The following is a 24,359-nucleotide window of genomic DNA, read 5'->3' on the forward strand; positions in this document are numbered from 1 at the left end:
AGAAATATCTTTAAGCGTAACTTTGAAGTGTCAGTTATAAATACTTATTTGCTTTCACGGATTGCGCTGCGCTAAATCCGCGCGAGCTGGGTTATCGACTTTATAACTATACGAACTCATTACTTTTTTTCTCGTGCCTTGTGGAACATCGGATAAGATAAAGTGTTGTTGCTTCAACTTATCCGATGAAAATTTAGGTTTTTCTAGTACATCCTTAATTGCGAAGATTCATCCGCATTAATATCGTAATTTAAAAGCTTGAGGAATATGTACATACGAATCACTAGAAATGTCAGCTTCTAATAGTTTTAATTTCCTTTCCATGTAAATGAATGTAAGGACGTAGTCACTCCGTTGTAAATAGGCTAGGCTTCATTAATTATAAACTTGCTAATGAACTATAAGAATTTACACTATTAGAATGTTGTATGGTTAATAATATTCTAAAATGTAATTAAATGTAAAAGGCAACTAACGTTGAATAAATAAGTGTTATTTATTTAAAATATAAATATACTTGCTAGCAGCTACTATACATCAACGATTACGGGCTTTTAGTTTGGTAGAATATTTTTAAAAGTTAAATAGCGTGAAACATTGTAATTTAACATGCGTAGTGATATGAATTATATTAGTGTAATTAATTTATACATTAAAATTGGATTTATCTATGCGCGTTGGGGTCATTGTTATTTTTAGTTTGTTAAGTATTTGTGCAGAAGCACAGATAGATAGTCGTTTGAAAGATTTTTTTAAACGAAATAGAAAAGGAGAATATGTTAAAGTAGAACTTGTTAAATGGTTAGAACATAACAAACTGCCTAAGCAAGACGTGTTTGATTATGCTCTTTCAAGTACTGAACAAGATGTAGATTTTGCCTTTTATCTATTTTATCTCGAGGTTATTATTGCTAAAGAAAAGGCTAATAAACAAGATAATGTTTTCTTTATTATCAATAAGGGCTTGAAACAGCTCCCAGAACAAAAACAATACACCCTACTAAATTACTTACAAGAATTTCCTGTTAACAGTTTTAACGAACAAAGTAAAAGTCAGCTAGCCTCTATCTTCATCAATTCGGAAACAACACATATGGGTGATTTGGTTCGTTTATGTGGAAAACTTCAGATTCATAGCTTAGCACCTTACTTGGAATCTTTATTATTAGAAGATAATATAAAGCCTTCGTTGAAATGGAATATTCAGCTTGCTCTAGGTAGAATGGGGTATGTAGAGCATGTTAAAAACAGCTTAAATAAAGTGCAAAACATTGGTATAAACGACCAGGTGGTGTTTTATTTAATTCCTGACTTATTGTATTTAAACAATCGTTTATGCTTCGATTTTATATTACAGCTAATATTACTTAATGAGGAAAACTGTACTTCTACTAATCCAGATAATGAAGTAAGGATAAACTGTGCCTTTAGGTTAATTGAAATGATTGCTCCACATATTAAGGAGTTTCCTGTGCAACTGTATGATACAGGTGATATTATAACAGATGACTATAGCAAAACCTTGTTAGAGGTTAGAAATTGGATTATTAAGTATAACTATTTATATGAGATTAATGAACTTTAAGCCAAACCATCTTATTCAGCCCATTAGACTACTAATTAAGCTAATTATTTGTTGCATTATAGCTTCAACTATGGGACCAAATATTTGGGCTAATCATTACGAGGTAGGCGCTGTTCGAAGTTTTTCAGGCATTTCTGTAGAAGAAACAAATGTTTCTTTGGCTGATGAATTATTAGAAGAAGTAGAAAGCGTTTCTGAAGCAGAATTAGCTATGGATGCAGTAAAATCTGAGATCATAAAGCAAAATCGCTTTGTTAACCGTCTCGATTCAGCATCTTTTTTCTCCTTACCCATTGGCCTTACATATGATACAGATACCCTAGCCGACCCTAATTATTTTATTATCATCGATAAGGCCACTATTTATCCCCAATATGCAGAATTTAGTGCGTTTATGTCTATACAAAATCCGATAGACAATAAAGTAATTCGTTTTAGAGCAGACAATATTAAATTTTCTTTTAAAAGTGGATTGATTGATGGTTTTGAATTAAAGTTAGTGAGTGAACTACGCACTAAACTTGGAGAGAGTAGTTATATGTATTGGAAACCAGGAAGTTTTATTAACTGGGATTGTGCAGGTTTTAAAAGTTTAGGAATTAATGCGGCAGTTGAGCTAAATGAAGAGAAATATAAAAAAGTAGATGTTAATTCGGGTAAAGTAGGAGGTAAGGTAAGAACTGATTTCTTTATATCCGCTTCTAGCCTAAATGATATTGTTTTAGAACTTAGTTTTGAGCCTTTTAAAATTAAGGGATTTGATGAAGCTTACTTTTCATTTGAAAGTATTGTTCTTGATTGTAGCGATACACAGAATTCACCCGGCTTTGTATTCCCGTCTGGTTATCCCGGTGGATATACTGGAGATATGGCTGCACTTTGGAGAGGTTTTTATGTAAAAGAGGCTTTAATTGTGTTAGACGGGAAGTATAAGAAGAGTGATGGCACGTCGACTTCGTTTTATGCCAGAGATTTAATATTAGATGATTTTGGACTGACGGGAGATATGGGGGTAGAAAATCTTTTATCATATGAGGAAGGAAAACTAGGTAGTTGGGCCATGTCTGTAACTCACTTTGAATTAAGTTTTTTTACCGGTGATTTTAAGAAGTTAGAATTAGATGGAGGTGTTAAAGTAGATGGTATAGATGATCCGATGAAGTTTGAAGCTTTATATGATGCAGATGGAAATTATCATTTTGGCATTACTCCAGGTAAAGAATTGCCATTTAATGTTTTTGCAGCCAAAGTGACGCTGGATCCTACATCACGAATTGATGTTTGGGTAGAACAAGGTAAGTTTATGCCAGCTGCTACATTAACTGGTGATATCACCTTTGCTTGTGCTTCAAAAGCAGGGGCATCTGATAAGCTTGTTCAAATACCTTATATTGAGTTTCAGGAGATGCGCATAGCCACTAAAGCTCCGGAATTTGATATTAAATATGTGGCTTTAGCATCCAAAGAGGGAAAGCCTGATTTTAATAATTTTCCTATTGTAATAAAAGACATATCCTATCAAAAAAGAGGAGATGGCGTTGGACGGTTTGGATTTGATATTTTCATCAACCTTATACCGGCGGGCGAACTTGGAATTTCGGGAGGTACGGAGATAGGTATTGTAGCAGACCTAAGTAAAGGAAACTGGAAATTTAAGGGAATAGAAGTAGGAGCAATTACTATTGAAGCAAGTGTAGAAGGCTCGTTTGATATAAAAGGGACTATAGCATTTATTGAAGGAGACCCAATATACGGTAAAGGGTTTAGAGGAGATGTAGACGCCACTTTTGCTGAGACTTTTAATTTAAAAGCAATTGCCGTTTTTGGTAAAGTAGATGGTTTTAGGTATTTCTTTGTTGATGCATTTTTACACGCAAAAGGTGGAGTCGGTGCTCATCCTTTTATTATGACTGGTTTTGGAGGTGGTTTGTTTTATAAAATGAAACAAGTCAACGAAGGAGAGGGTTCTAAATTCGGAGAATCACTTTCCGGTGTAACTTATGTACCAAGTTCGAATGATTTTTTAACGATAAAAGCTGGATTAACCGCTGCTATAGTAAATGAAGAGTTGGTGAAATGCGAGGCCTCATTTACCATTGAGTTTACGTCATCGTTCGGAATAAAGAGGATACTCATCTTAGGTGAGGGAAGTGTTATTAATCTTAGTATAGAAGTATCTGAAGAGCAAATAAAGAAAATTACAAAGAATGTAGTAAAAGGGGAGTCTATCAAATATGAAATTCCTTCTCCAATAACTATGTCTGTATCTATATTAATGGATGTCGAGAATAGCACTTTTCATAGTGAGATGGAACTTTATATAAATGTTGCAGGAGTTCTTAAGGGAGTTGGAGAAAGAAATAGAGCAGGTTGGGGAGTACTGCATATCGACCCAGATAAATGGTATTTACATATGGGTACTCAAACCGATCCTATAGGTCTAAACTTTATTGGTTTGATGGAGGTTAAATCGTATTTCATGGCAGGCCATGATATCCCTGATGCTATGATGATGAACCAGCGTGTACTAGAGATTCTAGACATGGATCAGTCCGAATTTAATGGAGAACGAAAAGATGGAGAGCTAATAACGGGTAAAGGATTAGCTTTTGGAGCACATTTTAAATTTGATACTGGGGATTTAACCTTCCTTATTTTCTACGCTAAATTTGAACTTGGAGGTGGCTTTGATATCATGTTATTAGATTATGGTCCTAATGTTTTCTGTAAAGGTCGTTCTGGATTACCAGGGATTAATGGTTGGTATGCTAAAGGGCAAGCCTATGCCTACTTTGCAGGAGAAATCGGTATCAAAGTCAAAATCTTTGGTAAAAGAAAGAAATTTGATATTATAAATATTCAAGCAGCGGCAGCCATTCGAATGGAAGGGCCAAATCCAACCTGGCTAATGGGAGTTGTAGGTGGAAAGTATCGCATTTTAGGAGGTATGATTAAGGGTACTTGTAAGTTTAAAATGACGGTGGGTGAAAAATGTGAATTAAGAACTGCAAAGGATCTTTCCGACCTTGAAATTATTGCCGACCTAACACCTGCCAAAGACGCGGAAGAAGTAGATGTATTTACCATGCCTCAAGCTGTATTTAATATGCCGGTAGATAAGGTGCTACATATTTCGGAGGATCCAGAATTAACCAAAACTTTTAAAATTAATCTTAATGAGTATGCTGTATACACTGAGGATGGAAGTAAGTATCCTGGGGAAATAGAGTGGAATGAGGACAAAACATCCTTGGCATACCGAATTCAAGAAATATTCTATTCAAACTCTACCTATAAAATAGTAGCAAAAGTTAGCTTCGATGAAAAAGTTAATGGTGAATGGCAACAGTATAAAGGTGATGATGGTAAAGTATATTACGAAACTAAAGAAGCCACCTTCAAAACGGGCAATCTTCCTGAAAAGATTCCTAATGATGCCATTGCATATTCTTATCCAATTGATAGAATGGTTAACTTTTATAAAGAGGAGTACAATAAAGCTTATGTTGCTTTTAACCCTGGGGTAGCACCATTCTTTGAAAATACGGATGGTTATACTCAAAAGGCAAAATGGACAGAAGTTAATGGAGAATCAATGTATTTACCTGTTAAATATAACAAAGATTCAAGAACCGTTGAGACGGATGTTCCTTCTGGTATATTGAACGGTAAAATTTACCGTTTCGATTTGGTGCATAAACCAATATCGAATGATGCTTCAATAGATAGGAATGTAATAGAGAATAATGAACAAGCTATTAATGATGAGGAAGGAAATAGTGCTGAAGTAACTACACGTGAAGCTATCGGTGTTATAAACGATGGTGAAGAAATAGATTTTTGGGGATTAGATTTTAGATGTAGTAAATACAATAAGTTTTTAGATAAAATTAATTACAATGAATTGAATGTACAATTTTTATATAATATGAAAGTTGCCGTTGATTTTCCAGGGGTTACTATCCAGGCTGATGAGGTTTTTGATAAATATGAAATTAGTGGTTCAAATAATAATTCACCGTTGATAGTGCACTCTGCCATTCTTGAACAATCTGATTGGTATTTATCTACATATGCAAAAATGATTTATAATAATTACCCATTGCATGACGATGCTAAAATTACTTGGCGTGAAACAAATGTAGATGGCATACCACCTGTTAAAAAGATTGATATCTGGCAAGTCGGATATAACGCGTTGCTTACTGATGGTGCGATATCGAGTGGTACTTATATTTCACCTGCTCAGGAATACCATATTGTATATACATTACCAAAATTATGGGCTGATGATTATGTTGATATAAGAAATAAACTATCCAATCTGGTGGATGCGGGAATGATACCAAATAATTCGCAGGTTGACAAGATAATAAATACGTACCCCTGGCCTCAAGTGAGTAAAGGAAATTACCCTTACAAGCTTGAATATACTTTACCTGGAACGGGAAGAGTAACAAGTACGAAAGAAATTAATCTAATTAACAAATTTGATTTCGGTCAAGTAAACTTTAAAGAAAATGAATTGTAAGTTTAATAATTTAAGGGTTACATTAGTTAGAGTTATTATTGTAGTTTGCTTATTGTTTTTTATAAAAATAGCAAATGCTCAAGATCCTGTAAAATATTACGTTAAATTTCATTATGAATTTTATGGACTTGATTTAAGTAAGTATACGGTAAATCCAATTTCCTTCTCAGGACCTGGAAATTTAACTTGGCATCACTCAAACCATACAGATATTGGAAGTGATTATGTATTGGGAAATGAAAGTATTGTAATGGAATCTCTTCCATCTAATATTTCATATTCTTATAATGTTTTTGACAACAATTCATTTTCACACATAGAAAAAAATGATCCGTCGCAAGGAGATGATAGTTGGATTTTATGTGATAATGCTTACCTAAGTGGAGATGGTTTCCTTGAAGTTTCGTATAAACCAATTTTTAATGGAATTATCATTAATGATAGAATAGCTTGTGGCGATAATCCTATTAAAATTATACTTGGTCAAACTTCGAACCAGCTTTGTGGTGTTGATATTGAAGTAACAAATATTACTCGAATAGATCACTCTGTTATTATTGAAAATTGTACTGTGCATGATGACGGTGGCTATAAAGTAGCGTATATTAATGCTAATAAACTACCAGATAATACATGGTTAAATACGGAACTAGAGATTTCTGTAAAAAATCCAGAAGGTGCGGGTGAAGATTGTAATGTTATTAATGGCATTTATTTTTTACCAGAACCTAGTTTTTCAATAAGTAATACAACTCCCCCAACATGTTATAATACAAAGGATGATCAAATCACTATAAGTAATTTACAAGTATCTAATGTTCCAGGGCGAGTACTAAGGTTAGATATTACTAAACTTTCCAATGAACCAGTTTCAGGATGCCCTAATACAGAATATACTGTTGATGAATATCCTGATTCAACTTTTTATTGGAGTGGGCAAACAACAATACCGATTACAATTACAAACTCTGAAATAACAATACCTACTCAACTAGGTGTTGGAGCCTTTGCGGTTAAAGCATTTTATTATGATGGAAGTAATAGTTCCCTTTGTCCTGTAATTAAAACGGATTATTTTCACAAAGAGGAACTAAAACTAAGTATGGATGCCCCAACAGAATACTCAACTAGTGATGGAACTAACAAATCGTATCAGATTCCAAAATATAATAACACCATAACAATAAGTGGGGCTATTTCAGGAAATCAAGGTTCTACTGAATTGTTTTATAAAAAGAATGGTGGAGCACAACAAGGAGCAATTTTTAATAATACCGAGTTTGACCAAGGCTCTTATGAATTCTATGTTACAGATAATGCAGGATGTAAAAGCAAACCTATTAACTTATCATTTGTAAAACCCGAGGAAGTTAAGGCAACAGTTACTCCCTATAATCCAGATTGTCATGAGAATAATACTTCTACACCTGCGAAAAAGTTGGGTAAAATTACTGTTAAAGTGACGGAAGGTGGAATACCAAACTTTTCTGCAACATTATCATGTTCAAGTCCGGTTTATTCTTCAACCCAAAGCTTTGGTTTAAACTCAGAACAAGAGTTTTCAGACCTTGAGCCCGGTACGTATAATTTGCAAATTATAGATGAAGGTGGCAAAATAGTACATTCCCAAAATAACATTAATATATCTAGAACTGAATTGGTATTAGGCCTGGATAGTTATACAAATGCAACTTGTAGTAGTCTTTCAGATGGAACCATTACGGTGCAAGCTAGCGGTGGTATAGGAAGTTATACATACATGATAAATAGTGTTCAGGGAGTAGCTAATAACAACTTGAGAGGAGGGGCAACATACACGTGCACCGTATCTGATGATAACGGATGTATAGACGATCTAACACAACATATATCAGAACCATCTGTTTTAAGTGTTGCTTTGAGGTCAAAGGAGCCTTCTTCTTGTTCCGCGGCATATAATGGAAGTATTTCGTATACGGTTAATGGAGGTTGGGATGCAGAATCTACTTTTACTGTTTCATATACAAGTGGTCCAACTATTTTTACTGCTGCTGATGTAGATTCAAATGGTAGAAATATAACAATCAATAATCTTAAAAATGGATCGTACGTAGTTAATATAGTTAATGCAGCAGGCTGCTCTATTTCATACCCTTTTGATATTGACGTATCGTCAACCCCAATTTCTGTGGCTATTGATGATGTGATAAAACCATTATGTACCCATACTGTCGATGGCGAAAATAATAGTGGTGAGATAAAGTTCCTAGTTTCAAATGCCCAATTGGATGGAGGTGGATTACTTAAACTATCTATAGATGGTGGTGAATTTGCTGATTTTAACCCAACAGTTTATAAAGAGGGTCTATCTGGAACTAAAAGATATAATTTTACCTTAAAGGATTATGTTGGATGTGAGGCTTCCATTAATAATTATCAAATTGGAGTAGCTCCAAACCAATTGGCCTTTCAAACAGGATATCCAACTTCAAACAATAGTTCTTGTCTTGAAGGGACCGACGGTGCCATTAACGTAGAATTAGTTGGAGGAAAAAAAACAGGAGGTAGTGATACTGAAAAGTATTTTTATAGTATTAATAATTCTGATTATACAGAGAATTCTAACAGTTCAGTTACATATTCAGTTCAGCGTACAGATACATATACTATAAAAGTAAAAGATGAAGCGGGTTGTTTTATAACTACCGATATTTTAGTGGATTACAATTCAAACCCACTCGAAGCTTTTATTTTGACAATGGAAGAAGAACATTGCGATGCCTCTAACGATGGTGTAATTGATGTTTCAGGACTTCCAACAAGTTGGGATGGAAACCTTAACTACGATTTAGTAGGTCATCCTAATATATACAACTGGCAAAATAATACTAGTGGTAAATTCGAAGATCTAAATAAAGGTGTATATACAGTTAAAGTTTCTCATAACGTAAATGGTTGTTCGCACGAAGATGACATAACTGTAGGGAGTAATAATTTGGTTCCCACAATTACTGCAATTACAGATACAAAACTGGCTTGTGAATCGGCTAATAATGGAGAAATAAGTTTATCCATAAATACAGCTTCTTATCCAACAAGCACTTTCCCAATTTTTAATTTTTTGGATCAAAGTGATAATAACGTTAATACTTTAAAAGAGGATAATGGTTTAAGTAGAGTCTATAATCAATTAGACAATCAAAATTACGAAGTTCTCATTGAAGATGAATTTGGCTGTTCAGCTAATATACCTATTGTTGTTGAGTTAAATCCCAACTCTATTAAACCCGCTACTACCGATCCATTCCTTAATATGGAGGCTTCTTGTATTGCAGCACAAAATGCTAAAATAAGGTTAAAAGCAGAGGATGGTGTTGCATTTACAGGAGGAGAGTACATGTATCATTTGATAGAAGGAATCGATACCGTTAAAATACATGGAGTAGACGCGCTGTTTGCGAACTTACCTGTGGGTAACCATTATAAACTGGAAGCCATGGATGCAGAAGGTTGTAGAACTATTTTAAGTGAAGATGTGGTGACTACAGTAGATACGGATAGTTTAAACATATCGGCCATTACTGATGTAATTCACCCTAACTGCCATAATGCAGCAACGGGCAGTATAACGCCAGTACTAGTTCCAAATATTGAACCTTCTAAAGATTCATTAGATTATATGTATTCAATAACGAGTACTGATTTTGCAGTTAATGATCAAATATTTGAACGGGGTAATTTAATTGTTTCTAGTTTACCGCATGGAACTTACAATTTAAGTGTTAAAAGTAGTGATGGTTGTTCCGCTATTTATCCTGGCATTGTTTTAAATAATCCTGATACTTTTAAAATTTTGGACTCCAAATATAATTACATCAGGGCGAAAGATGAAAGTACTGGAAAGTATAGTATTACGGTTGAAAAGGGTAATCAAAAATATAATTACCAGTGGCTAAATGATAAAGGTGATGTTTTAGTCGATAGCATGTTTGCTTATTCGAACATGTTCGATACTACTTTTGTCATAAAAAATCAACCCGCAGGAACCTATACTTTTAAACTTCAGGATACGGCTCAATGTAATTATTATGGTGAATGGTTTACTGAAACGCTTACTATAAAGGAACCTGTAAATGCTTTAGGAATACAGAATGATGTGGTTACAGATGTAAGTTGTAATAAACTTGAGGATGGTGCTATTTATGTGGACGGTTTTGGTGGTTGGGGAGATGCTGATGATTATAAATATTCGTTAGATACCATTAAAAATGGTTGGTTACCGTACCATAGCTTTATAAATAAAATAGCTGGTGATTATACAATTTTTGTAAAAGATACTGCTCAGGTGGTTTATCAAGAGATTTTTACGATTGATCAACCAGATACCTTAAATATTTTTATTGATGACTCTTTTAAAGCATCATGTCCTAACTATATCGATGGTTGGGTGCAAGCTTCGGTGAGCAACGATGTAAAGTATACCGATTTTTTAAACTATTTTATTTTAGATGCAGAAAATGATACGGTAGTTAAAACGGATTCAAAAGGGGATACTTACTTTTTTAATCATTTACGAAAAGGAGCATATCAATTATTTGTAAAAGATAATAATGCCTGTGTAGCTTCAAAACCATTTAGTATTGAGGAACCAGACACGGCAAAGATAGCCCTCAACAATAATTACATTATTAAAAAAGGAGATGATACTGGTTGGATTAACGGTAGTGTAATAAAAGGAAATGAGTTTTTCGATTATAGATGGTTAAGTAAAGGTGATATCAACCCAATTATAGAAGGGCAAACAAATAGTGCATTGCTTATCGAAAAATTAGTTACTGGAGATTATATACTAGAAGTCCGAGATACTGCAGGCTGTGTATACGAAGATGAGGAATGGATGAGAAGAGAAATCAGCATTGTAGAACCAGACTTGGCCTTATCGTTTGATACTACCCAATTAATAGCGCCTACCTGTAATGGCTTATCCGATGCGGACTTTAAAATTCAAGGTAAAGGTGGTTGGGGAGATTATATCTACGTACTGAACGAAGATACAGTTGTAGATGGCGTTTTTACCGGTTTAACAGCTGGCGATTATCAATTAACAGTAATGGATAGTGTGGATGTTAAACATGAGCAAAACATTACGATTACCGAACCAGATGTATTAGTCGCATCTATTCGCGATACCAAGGATATTGATTGTTATGAGGGGAATGACGGACATATTACCTTAAATATTTTAGGAGGTAATGCTGATTACAAAGTATCAGTTGATGAAACGAACTGGTTTTTGGGAGATTCGGTACCTGATTTAACCGCTGGACTCTATGATGTTTTTGTAAAAGACAAGTTAGGTTGTGAAACCCAGCAGAACAATATAACGCTTACGCAGGAGTCTGAGTTAGTTCAAACCTTTAACGATATTATAAAATCGCGTTGTTCAAAAGACGTGGGAGAAATTAAGTCGGCTTATACAGGTGGCGTATTACCATATGCTTATACGTGGCAAAAAGATACCGTTTTTGCAGATAATTCAACCCAAATATTAGATTTAGATTATTCAACGCCAAACATCAACCAGTTGTATTCATCCAGATATTTTCTTGAGGTTCGTGATGCCTATAATTGTCCGTACCATTTTGAGTTTTTATTGGGAGATATCACCAATTTGAGTATCGACTCTATTCAGGTAAAGGATGTGGACTGTTATGCTTATGCAGATGGTCAGGCCAAGGCATTTGTTAGCTTGGGTAACCCTAGAAACGAAGAGCCAAAGTATAATTACTCTTGGGCAAAAGAAGTGCCTGTTAGTGAAAATGATTCAGCTTGGGCCATGGAAACAGGCGTGTATAGCTTGTTGGTTCGTGATACTTTAGGTTGTGCAGTTACTAAGGAGTTTACTATCGGTACACCTGATGACTTGAATTATAAGGTAGATAAAATTGTTCAACCACTGTGTTTGGGTGGAGAGAAAGGAGCGCTTGATGTAGTTGCTACTGGAGGAACAGCACCTTATAATTATTTATGGAGTACAGGCAACAATACAAATGCTTTAACGCAGGTGGATGAGGCCAGTTATTGGTTGGAAGTATTGGATAGTCATAACTGTTATGCAAAGTTTAATTACGATTTTACTTATCAGAAAACGGCGATGCCATTCGTGGGTAACGATACTTTAATATGTCATTATAATACTTTACCAATTGATGCAGGTAATTACAATAAGTTTCAATGGACTTCGGTCAATGGTTTCTCTTCGCGAAAGCAAAATATTGAAGTAACTGAGCCAGATACCTATTGTTTACAAGTGTCGGATGAGGATGAGTGTATTGGTTTTGATACTTTAAAAGTAGATGTAAGCTATTTAAAAATTGATAGTTCAAGTAGTAAGGATGTTACTTGTAATAATGATGCAGATGGAAAAGCCGAAATAGTCGTTTCTCCAATGGATTGGAAACACTATGTAAATTGGTCCAATGGAGCCAATACTTATGCTATTGATAGAATTGGTGGTGGAGATTATAGCGTGAGGGTTTTTGATGATTATGGTTGTGAGGATACGGAGCACTTTAGTATTTATGAACCAGAGCCTTTAAGTGTTTCTAATACAACACTTGTTCCGCTGTGTTTTGGGGTTCCTAATGGCGAAATTAAAGTAGAGGCTGAAGGGGGAAGAACTCCTTATCAATATCAATGGTTACATGGCGATGATGATGATAAAATTAATAGACTAGATACTGGAATATACGTGTTGGATGTTTACGACAAAATGAATTGTCATATCCGTAAGCAGTATCTCTTACCTTACGAAACAACTATCTACCCTCAGCTTGGCGAAGATAAAATTGTATGTATAGGTAACGATGTACGTTTATATCCGGGAAAATATGAAAATTACAAATGGAGTAATTCCTTGGGTAATGCTGCCACAGATACAGCATGGGTGGTGAGTGATAAAGCAGAATACTATGTAGAAGTTACCGATGAGGATAATTGTGTTGGACGAGATACCGCATGGGTTGATACCAGAGATACAGATTTAACTGCTGAGTTCCTGATGGCTAGTAGTGTTCCAGTAGGAGATACCTTAATTATTATTGAGGTGAGCCAGCCTAAGCCGCAAAGCTTTGAATGGTATTTTAGTGGTAAACATCGCATAGTAGAAAAATCTAACTTTTTGTGTAAGGTGATATTTGAGGAAGAAGGTAATTACGAGGCCATCCTTAATGCACAAAGTGATAACTGTATGGCGCAGGCACGCAAAACTATTCTGGTAACGCCAAAAGCTAATCGTGAGCTAGGTGACGAAGAAGAGCAAGTTGTTCAACAAAATATAATATCGCTGGTGGCCTCACCAAATCCAAGCTCGGGTTATTTTAATGCAAAGTTAAAACTGAGCGAAGCCATAGATGCTACTTATTATTTGGTTCGCATTGAAAACGGACAAATAATTGAAAAAAGAAAAGTAAACGGACTAGATACCTATAACGAGGACTTTAATATAAATTCGCCGGGTATTTATGCAGTTTTTGTTGAAGTAGGAGATGAAAGGCAAGTGGTTAAAGTTATTGTAGAATAAGTTAGGAACGGTGAACAATTATCCGTTTCTAAAAACCTTATTCAGTTAGTAATAACCATTGACCAATAACTAATGACCAAATAGAAGCATGAAGAAACTAATCATACTATTTACATTACTTGTAATAACGCTAGGAGCATGGTCGCAGGCGGTGTACCCTGTGCGTACCTATACGGTACTTACACCCCCTATGCCGTATACTTTAAGTGGTTTTGCCAGTGAGCCTGGACGAATGCAGTTAAACATTAATGTTGATGATGTTTCGCTGGAGCGGTATCCTGTTTATTTTAGATTGGTTATAAAAGGGAATGGTATAAAACTGCATACCAAACCCAATATGTATCAAGATCCATTTTATTTAGATGGAGGAATGCACGAGGTAATAACCGGTTTGGATTTAGAGCCACTGTTTAATCCTAAAAATTTAATATTTGAAGGCTATAGCTTGCGCGAATATGAGCGAAGCGGTCGTTTACCCGAAGGCGTTTATCAGGTGAGTGTAGAGCTGTGGGATTATTTTCATAAGATAAATATATCGCAGGTTATGCCAGGTGTAGCCGTTATGTATTTAACCCGAGCGCCACGCCTTACATTTCCACAAGACAAGGATGAGATAGATATATTGAGTAATCCTAATCTTCGTTTTTCGTGGATGGGCAGCATGCCTAATGATCCTACTGCCGATCCGGTGTATCGATTTAATCTTTACGAAATTCGTCCGGAAGGTAGAAACCCTTACGAAGTAGTGCGAGTTTCTCCCCCTATCTTTACTTTAGATACCAAGCAATCAAGCCTGATTTATGATATGGGTATGCCTCCTTTGGAGGAAGGAATGAGTTATGCTTGGCAAATACAGTCGGTAGATTTGGAAGGAAAGGCTAAGTTCCAGAATGATGGTTTTTCTGAAGTATATAGTTTTAGATACGGTAAAGCTTGCGAAACACCTGAAATACAAATAACCAAGGTAACCACCTCCGATGTACAACTTAAGTTTAGTTCGGATATTAATATTCAGTTATATCGTATTTTTTACAAAACGACTGATGAGGATGATTGGCAAAGCATAGAAACAGATGTTCCTAATTATACCTTAAGCGGATTACAAGAAAATACAGGTTACGAAATTAAAGTAAGCGCTCTTTGTGGCGAGGAAGAAAGCGACGAAAGCAGTATTGTGCGTTGCAAAACCAACCTGGATGTTGACTATACCTGTGGTAAAATACCCGATAATTTTGATATTAGCAATACTGAGCCATTGCCAGCACTGCGTAAGTTTGACTTTTTTAAAGCCGCAGACTTTAGTATACAGGCCAGTGAAGTAACTGGCGAAAATGGTCGTTTTTCTGGTTCCGGCTTTGCATTGGTTCCGTACTTAAGCTTTGTGAAATTTGCGGTAGAATTTGAGAATATATTTATCAATGCCGATCGTCGTATGACCGAAGGTTCGGTGCAGTTTGTATATGATGAGGCCAATGGTTTAGTACTTGCCCTGGATAAGCTAGGTAAAGGTGGAGATAATGAAGATGATATTTCTGTTGAAGATGTATTGGGAGATGCTACCGATGATCAGATAATTGTGGAAACCGAAATAACCAATGTAACGGTAAACGGAAATACAGTTACGGTAACCACCAAAGATGGTAAAACAGAAAAAGTAACTGTTGAAGAAGGACAAACGGTTGGAGTAGGTTCTAAAACTGGAAGCCCGGTGTATGTGGTTGACACAGGCAGCGGACAAGTGTATACTGCACCCAATCCTTCTACTAACGGTGCAAAGAGTAGCAGTGTGGCTACGCCTAGCCAAACAGGCGAATACGGTATAAGTGCCATATTTAAGCCTGCCGCAAATCAATTGTTTGGTTTTGACGCAGTGCCTAAAGACAGTAATAGAAAGCCTGATTCTTATTTTAATATAAACAAGAGCGGCGATAAAATTGCCTGGAAATCATTAGCTAGCGGACGTGCTGAATACCTAGAGGTTGAAATTAAAGGCAAGGCTAACGATACCGTACGTTATATACGCAGCAGTGGTATGTTGGCTCCCTATAGCAAAAACAAAGCAGGCGATCAGCTTTTACTTACAGGTATGAGCGAAGGTGAAGAGGAGATATTAACGGCTGCCTCTGTTAAAAAGGAAAGTATAAACGATTCTACCACCAACGAAATACTCACCGAAGTAGGTGCCATTGGTTTGGTAAGTTACGCGCCAATACATAAAGAGGTGGTATTAGTGCCATTAAATAATGCCCAATGCCCAACAGGTGTTGCAGGTGTGAAGACAGCCTTAGATAAACTATATGCTCCTGCTATTGTAAGCTGGACGGTTAGAATTGATAAAAACTTTGATTATGATGGATTAAAAAGCGAAAGCTTTACAACCGAAGGTACAGGTACCAGTAAGTACACCCGCGACATGAACAAGGTGATAAGGGCATATAAAAAAGCTCGTGGTACCACTAAAAATACCTATTATCTGTTTTTTGTAAAAGAACCACAAACCAAACTGGCTGGTTTTATGCCATTAACAGGGGAGTATGGTTTTATCTTTAATTTTGGAAACAACACCAACGTATTAGGCCACGAGTTAGCTCATGGAGCTTTTAACTTGCGCCACACCTTCTCTCCAAAAGCAGATGACCAGTTTACCCAAGGTACCACCCAAAATTTAATGGACTACTCCAATAGCACCGAGCTTTGGAAGTACCAATGGGACTTGATTCATGATCCGGAGAAGATTGTATTGGCGCTGTTTCAGGATGAAGAAGAGGGTGCAAGTATAAGTGATGACATTTGTTTTAATATTAATAATTTAACCAATAGTTTTTTTAATGACATAAGTGAATATATTAATTCAGACATCTTTAACCATGTAGCAAATAACTTTAATTCATATTTGAGTTCAGTAAAAAGTTCCAACGATAATATTACCTTGATTAGTTATCCAGATTGGTCAATAAGAGGTGGTTCTTACAATTCCACTAATCAGACTTTTTTATCTAATACAATATTTGGTAAAATTGAACAAAATAACATGCCTATCAATTTAAATACAAATGGAGTATATATAGCTGAACATACTATTGAAGAAATTCCTTACAATACTGCAATATATTGCACTAGAAGTCCCATAGATATAACTAAATTTCATATTGATAAAATCTGTGAACTATTGGAACATGAATATATAAGAGTTTCATATAGAGCACCTCATTCATATATTGCGTTTTTAAATAGTAGTAAACAGCCTGAGGTTATAATTCAAATACTTAACTGTAGTCTGGATGGTTTAAAAGTATGGACAACTTATTTAGGGTTATTTGGCGAAATGTCAGAATTAGATTATTGGAATGAATTCTTTGATGAAATTGGAGGAGGAAATAATGCTGTAATTGATAATATATTCGAAAAAGATAATCTTACAGCAAGCGAGATAAGTCAAGTAAGAGAACTTATTGAAGGGATTGAAGATATCATAGTGAAAAAAGATTATTACATTCAATTACAAAAGAAAGTGCCATATTATAGTCAAAGAGATAATGAGACTTCTCCTAATGTTACATGTAATGTAACATCTTTAGCAGGAGCATTAACTGTTTTAGGCTTAAATAGACCCTGTATGAATTGCGATGAAGATTGTAATTCTGAAGAAACAATAGCTGATTACTTATACTGTATTGGGGAATCAATTTTAATACCTTTTGAAAGAACAAATTACGTACATTGGCAAGAGATTGCAGAACAGTTTGGAGTTACAGAATCAGAAAGAATGGATATTTGGAACAATACAAATACTTTAAGAACAACTATTAAAGGCAAACTTGAAAGTGGTTGTGGAGTATTATTATCTGCATTTCACCCAACAGGGGGGCACATTGTTCGTTTATTAGATATAACAGATGAAGGGTTGATTGTTGATGATCCATACGGGGAGCTTGAAGATGGAGCTGAAAGGGAGGTTAGTGGAGGTAACTATAATACCAATACAAAAAATAGTAATGAAAATGCAGGTTCTGAAAATCTATGGTTATGGACTGATATAACAGGAGAACATAATGACAGTCCTCAATCTGAGACTTATTGGATAAAATATGTAGTAACTTTTTGTAATTAATATTGAGAACTATGAATAAATTTAAATTATTGCTATTATCTTTTATATGCATTCAAATTAGTGCTTTTTGTCAAATTCATGACATTAAAAATATTGAATTGCCTCTGGAAATTAATGTATTTTCAGATTTAGCGTCTACAAATAATTATACTTTAAAAGAATATAATCAAACCGTAAACATAGGTAAAGGTTATATAGATAGTAAAGGTAAGTTTCATAAAGCTACTGGAATATATTCAACAAAAGAGGTAGTTAGAATGCATGAAAAATTAATTAATGGTAAATATGAACACTATCATTCAACAGATAGTGTTAAAGTAGGTTTTATAGGACAAGTTAAATTGAGTAATTGTTATGATTGTATTTTGGTAAAAATAGAAGATATACCTAATGAATACCAGAAGTCATACTTTTATAAGCTATTAAGCTTTAATAAAAATAAGGAGCACCTTTCAACTATCAAAGTTTTTGAATTAATTGATGATGCTTCAACGAAGGATTGGATGGAAGAAAAACCTCTCCCTAACGTTACTTCAAAGATTATGCAAGACGGTTCTATTATTATAAAATGGGACGAAGGATACAATGAATATTATATCCAACATGTAAAGCTCAATGCAGAAGGAATGTTTATTGTTGAAAGACTTGAGGAAGTAGTGAAGTAACACCTTCGCTCATTATAACCGTCCAACTCACGCGGATTTAGCTTTTGCGTAATCCGTGTAATAAGCGATATATTACGGAATTTTAAAAAGCATACCAGCAAGCAAATAGTAAAGCAGATACAAGAAGAGGCAGAAAGTAGACGAGAGTGGATATTACCCTTAATGCAAAAGTACTGTGCGCATTTAAAACGTAAGCAAGCATTCAAACTATGGCAAAATGGTAATCATGCCGAAATAATTTACAGCAATAGTTTCTTCTATCAGAAATTAGATTACATCCATAATAACCCAGTATTAGATATGACTGTAGCAGAACCCGAAGACTATATATATTCTTCAGCCCGTAACTATGCACAGCTACCTTACTTAATTGATATAATAAAAGAGACTCAAGGTTGGGTAACTATTTAATAAGTAATCGGATTGCAAATCCTTGCCCTATTATTTCAAAAGCAAGTATATTTAGGCCGTAGCTAATTAAAAGAAAAGTTTCACGGATTACGCTGCGCTAAATCCGCGCGAGCGGGGGGGGCTGGGGATGCTATAAGATGTAGTGATAATAAAGTAAAACCACACGAGAGGACTCGTGCGGCAGCCGGGGGTAGACTAGTTAACTCTATCAATGGCAAATCTTACGAATCTTATTCTGATGTTTATGTAAAGATTGGCAATAGAGTAGTCGAAATAGAAACTAAAGCTGGGATGGAATTCTTCACCAATGTGGCAGGATCGAGTTCTAACTTTGCTAAGCAAAGCTTTAACTCATTGAAAAACATTGGCGGCATTGAGAATTACAAAGTATTCCTAAATGATGTTGTAAGAAATGGACTAGATAATACCACAGACAAACTAAAAGTAATTCAAGCTTGGAAAAACTTTGAAGGTGGGGCATTGTTAAAGGATGCACAGATAAGAAATCGCTTTACCGAATTTGCCAAAACCAAACTTAATAACCCAACCTTGGAGATTTTCGATGACATACAACTTGAATCGTTCCTAAATTCCAATGACGATTGGTTTGTTGAAATTTTTAAGAATAACTTAAACTAAGTCATGAATTTAATAAATAAGTATGAAGGAGTAGGGTCTATATGGAATACTCCTGATGGTATTTATGCTAAGAAATACAATAATGGTTTATATAAAATCGTAGATTATGTATTAATCTCGGTGATAAAAGAAGAGATTGATTCTTTTAGAATTTTTGATGGGAAGCTAGTTTATAAACTAGTTAATAGTAGATCGAAATTATTTTCTTTGGAAGAAAATAATATAACTGAGATTGTGTCTGATGATGACAAAGTCTTTAATATTTCTTCAGGTGTTCTAATTGAATCTAATCTTCCGGTTATTTATTACAAAAAAAATGATTTCATGCCAAGTGGGATGTATTTAGTCGGATCTAACCTTAAACTTGAAAAAGTAGCAATTTCTAATGTTTACTCTGTCCAAGTTGGACAATACTATTTTAATAAATCCAATAAAGAAGTTTTTTCATATAAAGAAGACCACGTAGTAAAATTTAGAATTGACATTAGCAATTATGGTCGTATTATCAAAAAACACAGAGATACCGGTGAAGTCTTATCAGATACGCCTAATGAGATAGATGGGGAATTATTTAGCTATAAAGGATTGCTATATGTTCCATTGAAAGGAGGCCAACTTTTAGCTTTAAATGCTATAGATGGTAAAAAAGCCTGGATTTGGGAACATGATCGTTTAGGAGCCTATGGCATAGTTGGAGATAAAATCTACAAACAGGACGGAAAAGAAATTTTTGAGATCAATGCACTTAATGGTAATCTGATTAGAAGTAAAAGGTTTTCAGAAGAATGTGCATTAGAGGGTTTTCATACTTCAGGTCCTATTTGGGTTTATCAAGATATAATAGTTGTTGCAGATGTGTTAAGTGGTAAAATATGCATGCTAGATAGAACAAGTCTCAAAGTCCTTGAATTTTTTACGATCAACCAGAAACTACCTTTTAGTAACAACTCAATTGTTTGGCATAATAATCAATTACATATTTTGGATTTAGAAAATACCCTCCACATCTTCGAGAAAGAAACCTAACCCATTTTAATTTTCCCATCCAGTAAATCCTTCATGCGTTTTTTTGTAAGCCCCCGTATTCTAAGACTAAAACAAATAAATAATTAATTTTTTTCAAGAGGCATATCCATATGTATCCACATAAGGTGTGCCTCTTTTAGCAACAGCAAATATCCTTGCCAGTATTTTGTTTCGGATAATATTGAGTGTTCCCATAACGTGTTTACCCTCTGCGATTCTCCGCTGCCGCGAGATTGTATCTCGTGGTTTGATGAAATAAAACAAGGCTTCATTTTTAATAACGTCCATCTCGCGCGGATTTAGCTTTGGCGTAATCCGTGTAATAAGCCATATAGCGTGATTTTAAAAGCATACCAGCAAGCAAATAGTAAAGCAGATACAAGAAGAGGCAGAAAGTAGACGAGAGTGGATATTACCCTTAATGCAAAAGTACTGTGCGCATTTAAAACGTAAGCAAACATTCAAACTATGGCAAAATGGTAATCATGCCAAATAATTTACAGCAATAGTTTCTTCGATACGGATTGTGCTTTACTAAATCCGCGCGAGTTGTGGTGTAGATATTTGAAATGCCTGAGGGGTATCACTATAGTTGCAGGTGTTTTGGTATGGTAAAACAAAGGCTTAACAAGCTTGCGTGATGCTTGGTCAACGTGGCTTTTGCAGTAAACAGGTGCTGCAGCCTCAAAACTCATGTTCATTTTGCATGCCGCAGTGTTGTAAAGTACAAAAGCTATGTGGCTTTTACTTCTCGCAATGCTGTTTGGCCTAAACCGTACGTTCGTTTTGTATGTCGCAGTCTTGTTTGGTGCAAAAGCAAAGCAACTTTTGAGCCTCGCAGTGTTGCGAGCTGCCTCCCGATGATCAGAATGGTTGCTGCAGTGTTGTAATGCATTTAAGTATGGCTCAAAATACTTAACAAGGCTTGTAATTGTGCTTGCATACCTATGTAAATAGGGCGTTTTGCTATGGTGAGGGGGAATCTTAAAGTTGGTATAGTTTGGTGTTTTATTGATTATAGCTACTAGTTTATTATACCCACGCTGCCGCGAGATTGTATCTCGTGGTTTGATGAAATAAAACAAGGCTGCATTTTTAAGTGCGTCCAACTCGCGCTAATTTAGCTTTGGCATAATCCGTGTAATAAGCGATAGGTTTATAACTTACAGGGGTTATCATTATACAAGTGTTTACAATAGTTTATTATTGTAAGGGTTTGCAACCCGGTTTATAAAACTAGTATTTAATGTCAGATAAATATAAAATACACGATAACACATCAGCCTATTTCATTACTCTGACTACTGTTGGTTGGATAGATGTATTTACTCGCAAAAACCATAAACAGTGTATAGTTGATTCGTTAAAGCGTTGCCAACAGTACAAAGGCTTAAAGATATATGGATGGTGTTTAATGCCAAGTCATTTACATGCCAACTCCCTCGGATATGTAAAAAAATAAAAGAAGGTTGTTAGCGCTGAATTGTATTCGGTGCAATAAGCGAGCTGCAGATAATATAAAGAGCTACAATTTTAAAAGTTGTGGCTCTTTTGGTGTTATGGATGTAGCTTTGGCGTAATCCGTGCCATAATCTCAGCAGGTAACTATGCCTATTTGCCCTATTTATTAAACGTGATTCAGGCAACTCAGGAATGGATTACTTATTAAGCCCGGATTACAAATCCTCAGAAATATTTTTAAGCGTAACTTTGAAGTGTCAGTAATAAATACTTATTTGCTTTCACGGATTACGCTGCGCTAAATCCTCGCGAGCTGGGGCGTCCAAGTGGAATATCTTTCTAAATCCATTTTCTACATCCGGCAGTATGAGTGAGTCGCTATATCAAACCATGTTATTTCAAAATAGGTTAATTATTATTTCGGTTTCGGTAGTGGCTATTTTATGGGGATTAATAAATTTGCAACGCAGAGAGAAGTTTATTAAGTAATAACTTCAAGAAACATTTGAGCCAATTTATTTAAACTCTATTTATGGAAAAACTAATCCTACTAACCATTATCCTATTTTTTAAGATATCCACTTATTCACAATTATTTGACAATGCTATTTATGTAAAAGGAGAAATAATAACAATATCGGATACGATTGAATGTTATATTTCCTACCAGGATTATTATGGCAGTATTATAAAATACAAGTTAGAATATACTGATAAAAAAGCGATAAAGCTACCTTCTTATAAGGTTTTGTATATAAGTACGGGTATGTTTAATAAATTTGATAGAATATACATCAAAGAGAAGCCTCATTTAATGAAACGCCTTTGTAAAGGCAAAATTTCCTTATATATTGATTTGTTGTCTACTGCAGGGGGAATGATGCCAACGGCAGGAGGAGGATTTACAATTACTGGCGGGGGTAGCGAAGAAGTTATGTACCTTATAAAAGACTATAAAATTAATAGGGTGAATAGAAAGAAAGTTAATAATCTTTTGAAAGAATTAATGGCCGATGATCAAACAATCCAAGAAAAGGTAAATAACTTTGATAGAAAAGATTCTCTTTGGGATGATAACTTAAAAGAGCTAGTTAAGCACTATAATAGAAATGCTAAGTATAATCAATAGATATATTATTATCCTTTATTTGCCAAATAGAATATAAACTAAAATGAATCCTTTAAATAAGGTAAAACTAATATCCATCATACCCGGTTTTGGGGTAGCTTTGGTTGATATCTTTGTAACTATATTCTATCAACCTGCTTCGTATTGGCAAGGTAATTTACAAACAGCCAATGAAGCTAATCCTATTGGAGCTTTCTTTATGCATGGCCATATATCGGGTATTTTTATTCTTTCTGGCTTATGGTTGGTTCTTATTGTAGTTCTTGCATATCTTCTGCCAACTAAACTTTCCAAAGTATTTACATTATTTGTTTTATTTGCACATTCGTTTGGCGCATCATCCTGGATAATGGGGCATTGGGGATTTGCTGATATGTTATTGTTCTTTTTATCCAATGCTATTTTATATTATTGGGTTGAGCAATATAATACCAAACAAATATCAATTTAATAGAGAATCAAAAACTTTAGAATATTTAAAATGTCCAATAATTATAAAGTCAGTTAGTTATTTCAAAATATTACTTTATAAAAAATGACCTAATGCAAATACGAGGATTGCAGCTTAAAATACGGTATGTTCTCCAAAGGGGTATTGGGGCCTATGATTTAAGCGGTTGTATATTCGATAGAAAGTCAAATTAAATTAGCCAGCTACTAGAGCCAAATGATCACCATTTATAGCTAGTCGAGCACAATAAAATTCCAGCTAAGTATTTTCTAGATAAAAAACAATTGGTTCAAAAAGTATCTCTTTTAAACTACTTGTTTTATCAAAATATATGGGATTCATCCACTGATTCCGAGAAGTCAATTTTATACGATATTGCCGAAGATCATATAGTTAACCAACGTAAGAGTCAGGAGATTGAGGTGCTAATTAGAAAAGGATTAGTGAAAAAGGGACAGTTTTTAACTTTGTTTAATTTAAGTTTTACCTGTTTTGTACGTAAGAATAAGCTAGAGGTACAGGCCATTAATCATGATTTAAGATCTTCTAATAGTTTAGGTTGGAGTAGGTATAATTTACCAATAAAACTTTTAGCTGCTTCAGTAATTGTTTTTTTAATCGTAATAAATCAGGAATTTTTAACCAGCATACAATCCATATTAATTTCAGCAGGAGCTATTTTAACATTTGCTATTAGGTTTTTTAACGTTCCTTCTGCAAGCGGATTTTTTACAAAATTATCATCTTAGGAAGTTGTTTTTTATACCTGTTATATTAGCTAATGAAGCT

Annotated in this window: 12 protein-coding genes; all 12 read left to right on the forward strand. The window is 34.8% G+C overall.

Features of this window, described 5'->3' with window-relative positions:
• Positions 1 to 670 precede the first annotated feature (670 nt).
• The 12 genes from A8L32_RS21925 to A8L32_RS21985 all read left to right on the forward strand — a co-directional run bounded on the left by A8L32_RS21925 (position 671) and on the right by A8L32_RS21985 (position 24,319).
• Positions 671 to 1,585: a hypothetical protein gene (locus A8L32_RS21925; RefSeq protein WP_066633291.1), complete on the forward strand. Its 915-nt coding sequence runs from the start codon at positions 671 to 673 to the stop codon at positions 1,583 to 1,585.
• A gap of 70 nt (positions 1,586 to 1,655) precedes the next feature.
• Positions 1,656 to 6,116 (forward strand): hypothetical protein, encoded by a 4,461-nt coding sequence (locus A8L32_RS21930; protein WP_143525200.1) that lies wholly within the window; start codon positions 1,656 to 1,658, stop codon positions 6,114 to 6,116.
• Positions 6,106 to 13,677, forward strand: a complete 7,572-nt coding sequence (locus tag A8L32_RS21935; protein WP_066633297.1) for a SprB repeat-containing protein — start codon at positions 6,106 to 6,108, stop codon at positions 13,675 to 13,677. The genes A8L32_RS21930 and A8L32_RS21935 overlap by 11 nt, the downstream gene beginning before the upstream one ends.
• A gap of 88 nt (positions 13,678 to 13,765) precedes the next feature.
• The gene (locus A8L32_RS21940) at positions 13,766 to 17,788 is read left to right on the forward strand and encodes a fibronectin type III domain-containing protein (RefSeq protein ID WP_066633300.1); all 4,023 of its coding nucleotides are present in this window, start codon (positions 13,766 to 13,768) and stop codon (positions 17,786 to 17,788) included.
• A gap of 11 nt (positions 17,789 to 17,799) precedes the next feature.
• Positions 17,800 to 18,453, forward strand: a complete 654-nt coding sequence (locus A8L32_RS21945) for a hypothetical protein (RefSeq protein ID WP_066633303.1) — start codon at positions 17,800 to 17,802, stop codon at positions 18,451 to 18,453.
• Between the two features lie 162 nt (positions 18,454 to 18,615).
• The gene (locus A8L32_RS21950; RefSeq protein WP_066633306.1) at positions 18,616 to 18,864 is read left to right on the forward strand and encodes a hypothetical protein; all 249 of its coding nucleotides are present in this window, start codon (positions 18,616 to 18,618) and stop codon (positions 18,862 to 18,864) included.
• 291 nt (positions 18,865 to 19,155) lie between these two features.
• The gene (locus A8L32_RS21955) at positions 19,156 to 19,503 is read left to right on the forward strand and encodes a hypothetical protein (protein ID WP_066633309.1); all 348 of its coding nucleotides are present in this window, start codon (positions 19,156 to 19,158) and stop codon (positions 19,501 to 19,503) included.
• A gap of 3 nt (positions 19,504 to 19,506) precedes the next feature.
• Positions 19,507 to 20,529, forward strand: a complete 1,023-nt coding sequence (locus A8L32_RS21960) for a PQQ-binding-like beta-propeller repeat protein (RefSeq protein ID WP_066633312.1) — start codon at positions 19,507 to 19,509, stop codon at positions 20,527 to 20,529.
• A 1,827-nt stretch (positions 20,530 to 22,356) separates the two neighbouring features.
• Positions 22,357 to 22,479 carry a hypothetical protein gene (locus A8L32_RS23800; protein WP_262495132.1) on the forward strand — a complete coding sequence of 41 codons (123 nt, stop codon included), beginning with the start codon at positions 22,357 to 22,359 and terminating at the stop codon, positions 22,477 to 22,479.
• 43 nt (positions 22,480 to 22,522) lie between these two features.
• On the forward strand, positions 22,523 to 23,119 hold the full coding sequence (locus A8L32_RS21975; RefSeq protein ID WP_066633317.1) for a hypothetical protein: 597 nt from the start codon (positions 22,523 to 22,525) through the stop codon (positions 23,117 to 23,119).
• A gap of 43 nt (positions 23,120 to 23,162) precedes the next feature.
• Positions 23,163 to 23,570, forward strand: coding sequence for a hypothetical protein (locus A8L32_RS21980; protein ID WP_066633319.1), 408 nt, complete (start codon positions 23,163 to 23,165; stop codon positions 23,568 to 23,570).
• Between the two features lie 284 nt (positions 23,571 to 23,854).
• Positions 23,855 to 24,319 (forward strand): hypothetical protein, encoded by a 465-nt coding sequence (locus tag A8L32_RS21985; RefSeq protein WP_143525201.1) that lies wholly within the window; start codon positions 23,855 to 23,857, stop codon positions 24,317 to 24,319.
• Positions 24,320 to 24,359 lie beyond the last annotated feature (40 nt).

It is taken from the genome of Labilibacter marinus (assembly GCF_001659685.2).
Lineage (GTDB): Bacteria > Bacteroidota > Bacteroidia > Bacteroidales > Marinilabiliaceae > Saccharicrinis > Saccharicrinis marinus.

Excerpts from the sequence above, each read along its gene's own strand:
- A8L32_RS21925 (WP_066633291.1), top strand. The coding sequence starts at position 671 with ATGCGCGTTGGGGTCATTGTTATTTTTAGTTTGTTAAGTATTTGTGCA.
- A8L32_RS21930 (WP_143525200.1), top strand. The coding sequence starts at position 1,656 with ATGGGACCAAATATTTGGGCTAATCATTACGAGGTAGGCGCTGTTCGA.
- A8L32_RS21935 (WP_066633297.1), top strand. The coding sequence starts at position 6,106 with ATGAATTGTAAGTTTAATAATTTAAGGGTTACATTAGTTAGAGTTATT.
- A8L32_RS21940 (WP_066633300.1), top strand. The coding sequence starts at position 13,766 with ATGAAGAAACTAATCATACTATTTACATTACTTGTAATAACGCTAGGA.
- A8L32_RS21945 (WP_066633303.1), top strand. The coding sequence starts at position 17,800 with ATGAATAAATTTAAATTATTGCTATTATCTTTTATATGCATTCAAATT.
- A8L32_RS21950 (WP_066633306.1), top strand. The coding sequence starts at position 18,616 with ATGCAAAAGTACTGTGCGCATTTAAAACGTAAGCAAGCATTCAAACTA.
- A8L32_RS21955 (WP_066633309.1), top strand. The coding sequence starts at position 19,156 with ATGGAATTCTTCACCAATGTGGCAGGATCGAGTTCTAACTTTGCTAAG.
- A8L32_RS21960 (WP_066633312.1), top strand. The coding sequence starts at position 19,507 with ATGAATTTAATAAATAAGTATGAAGGAGTAGGGTCTATATGGAATACT.
- A8L32_RS23800 (WP_262495132.1), top strand. The coding sequence starts at position 22,357 with ATGAGTGAGTCGCTATATCAAACCATGTTATTTCAAAATAGGTTAATT.
- A8L32_RS21975 (WP_066633317.1), top strand. The coding sequence starts at position 22,523 with ATGGAAAAACTAATCCTACTAACCATTATCCTATTTTTTAAGATATCC.
- A8L32_RS21980 (WP_066633319.1), top strand. The coding sequence starts at position 23,163 with ATGAATCCTTTAAATAAGGTAAAACTAATATCCATCATACCCGGTTTT.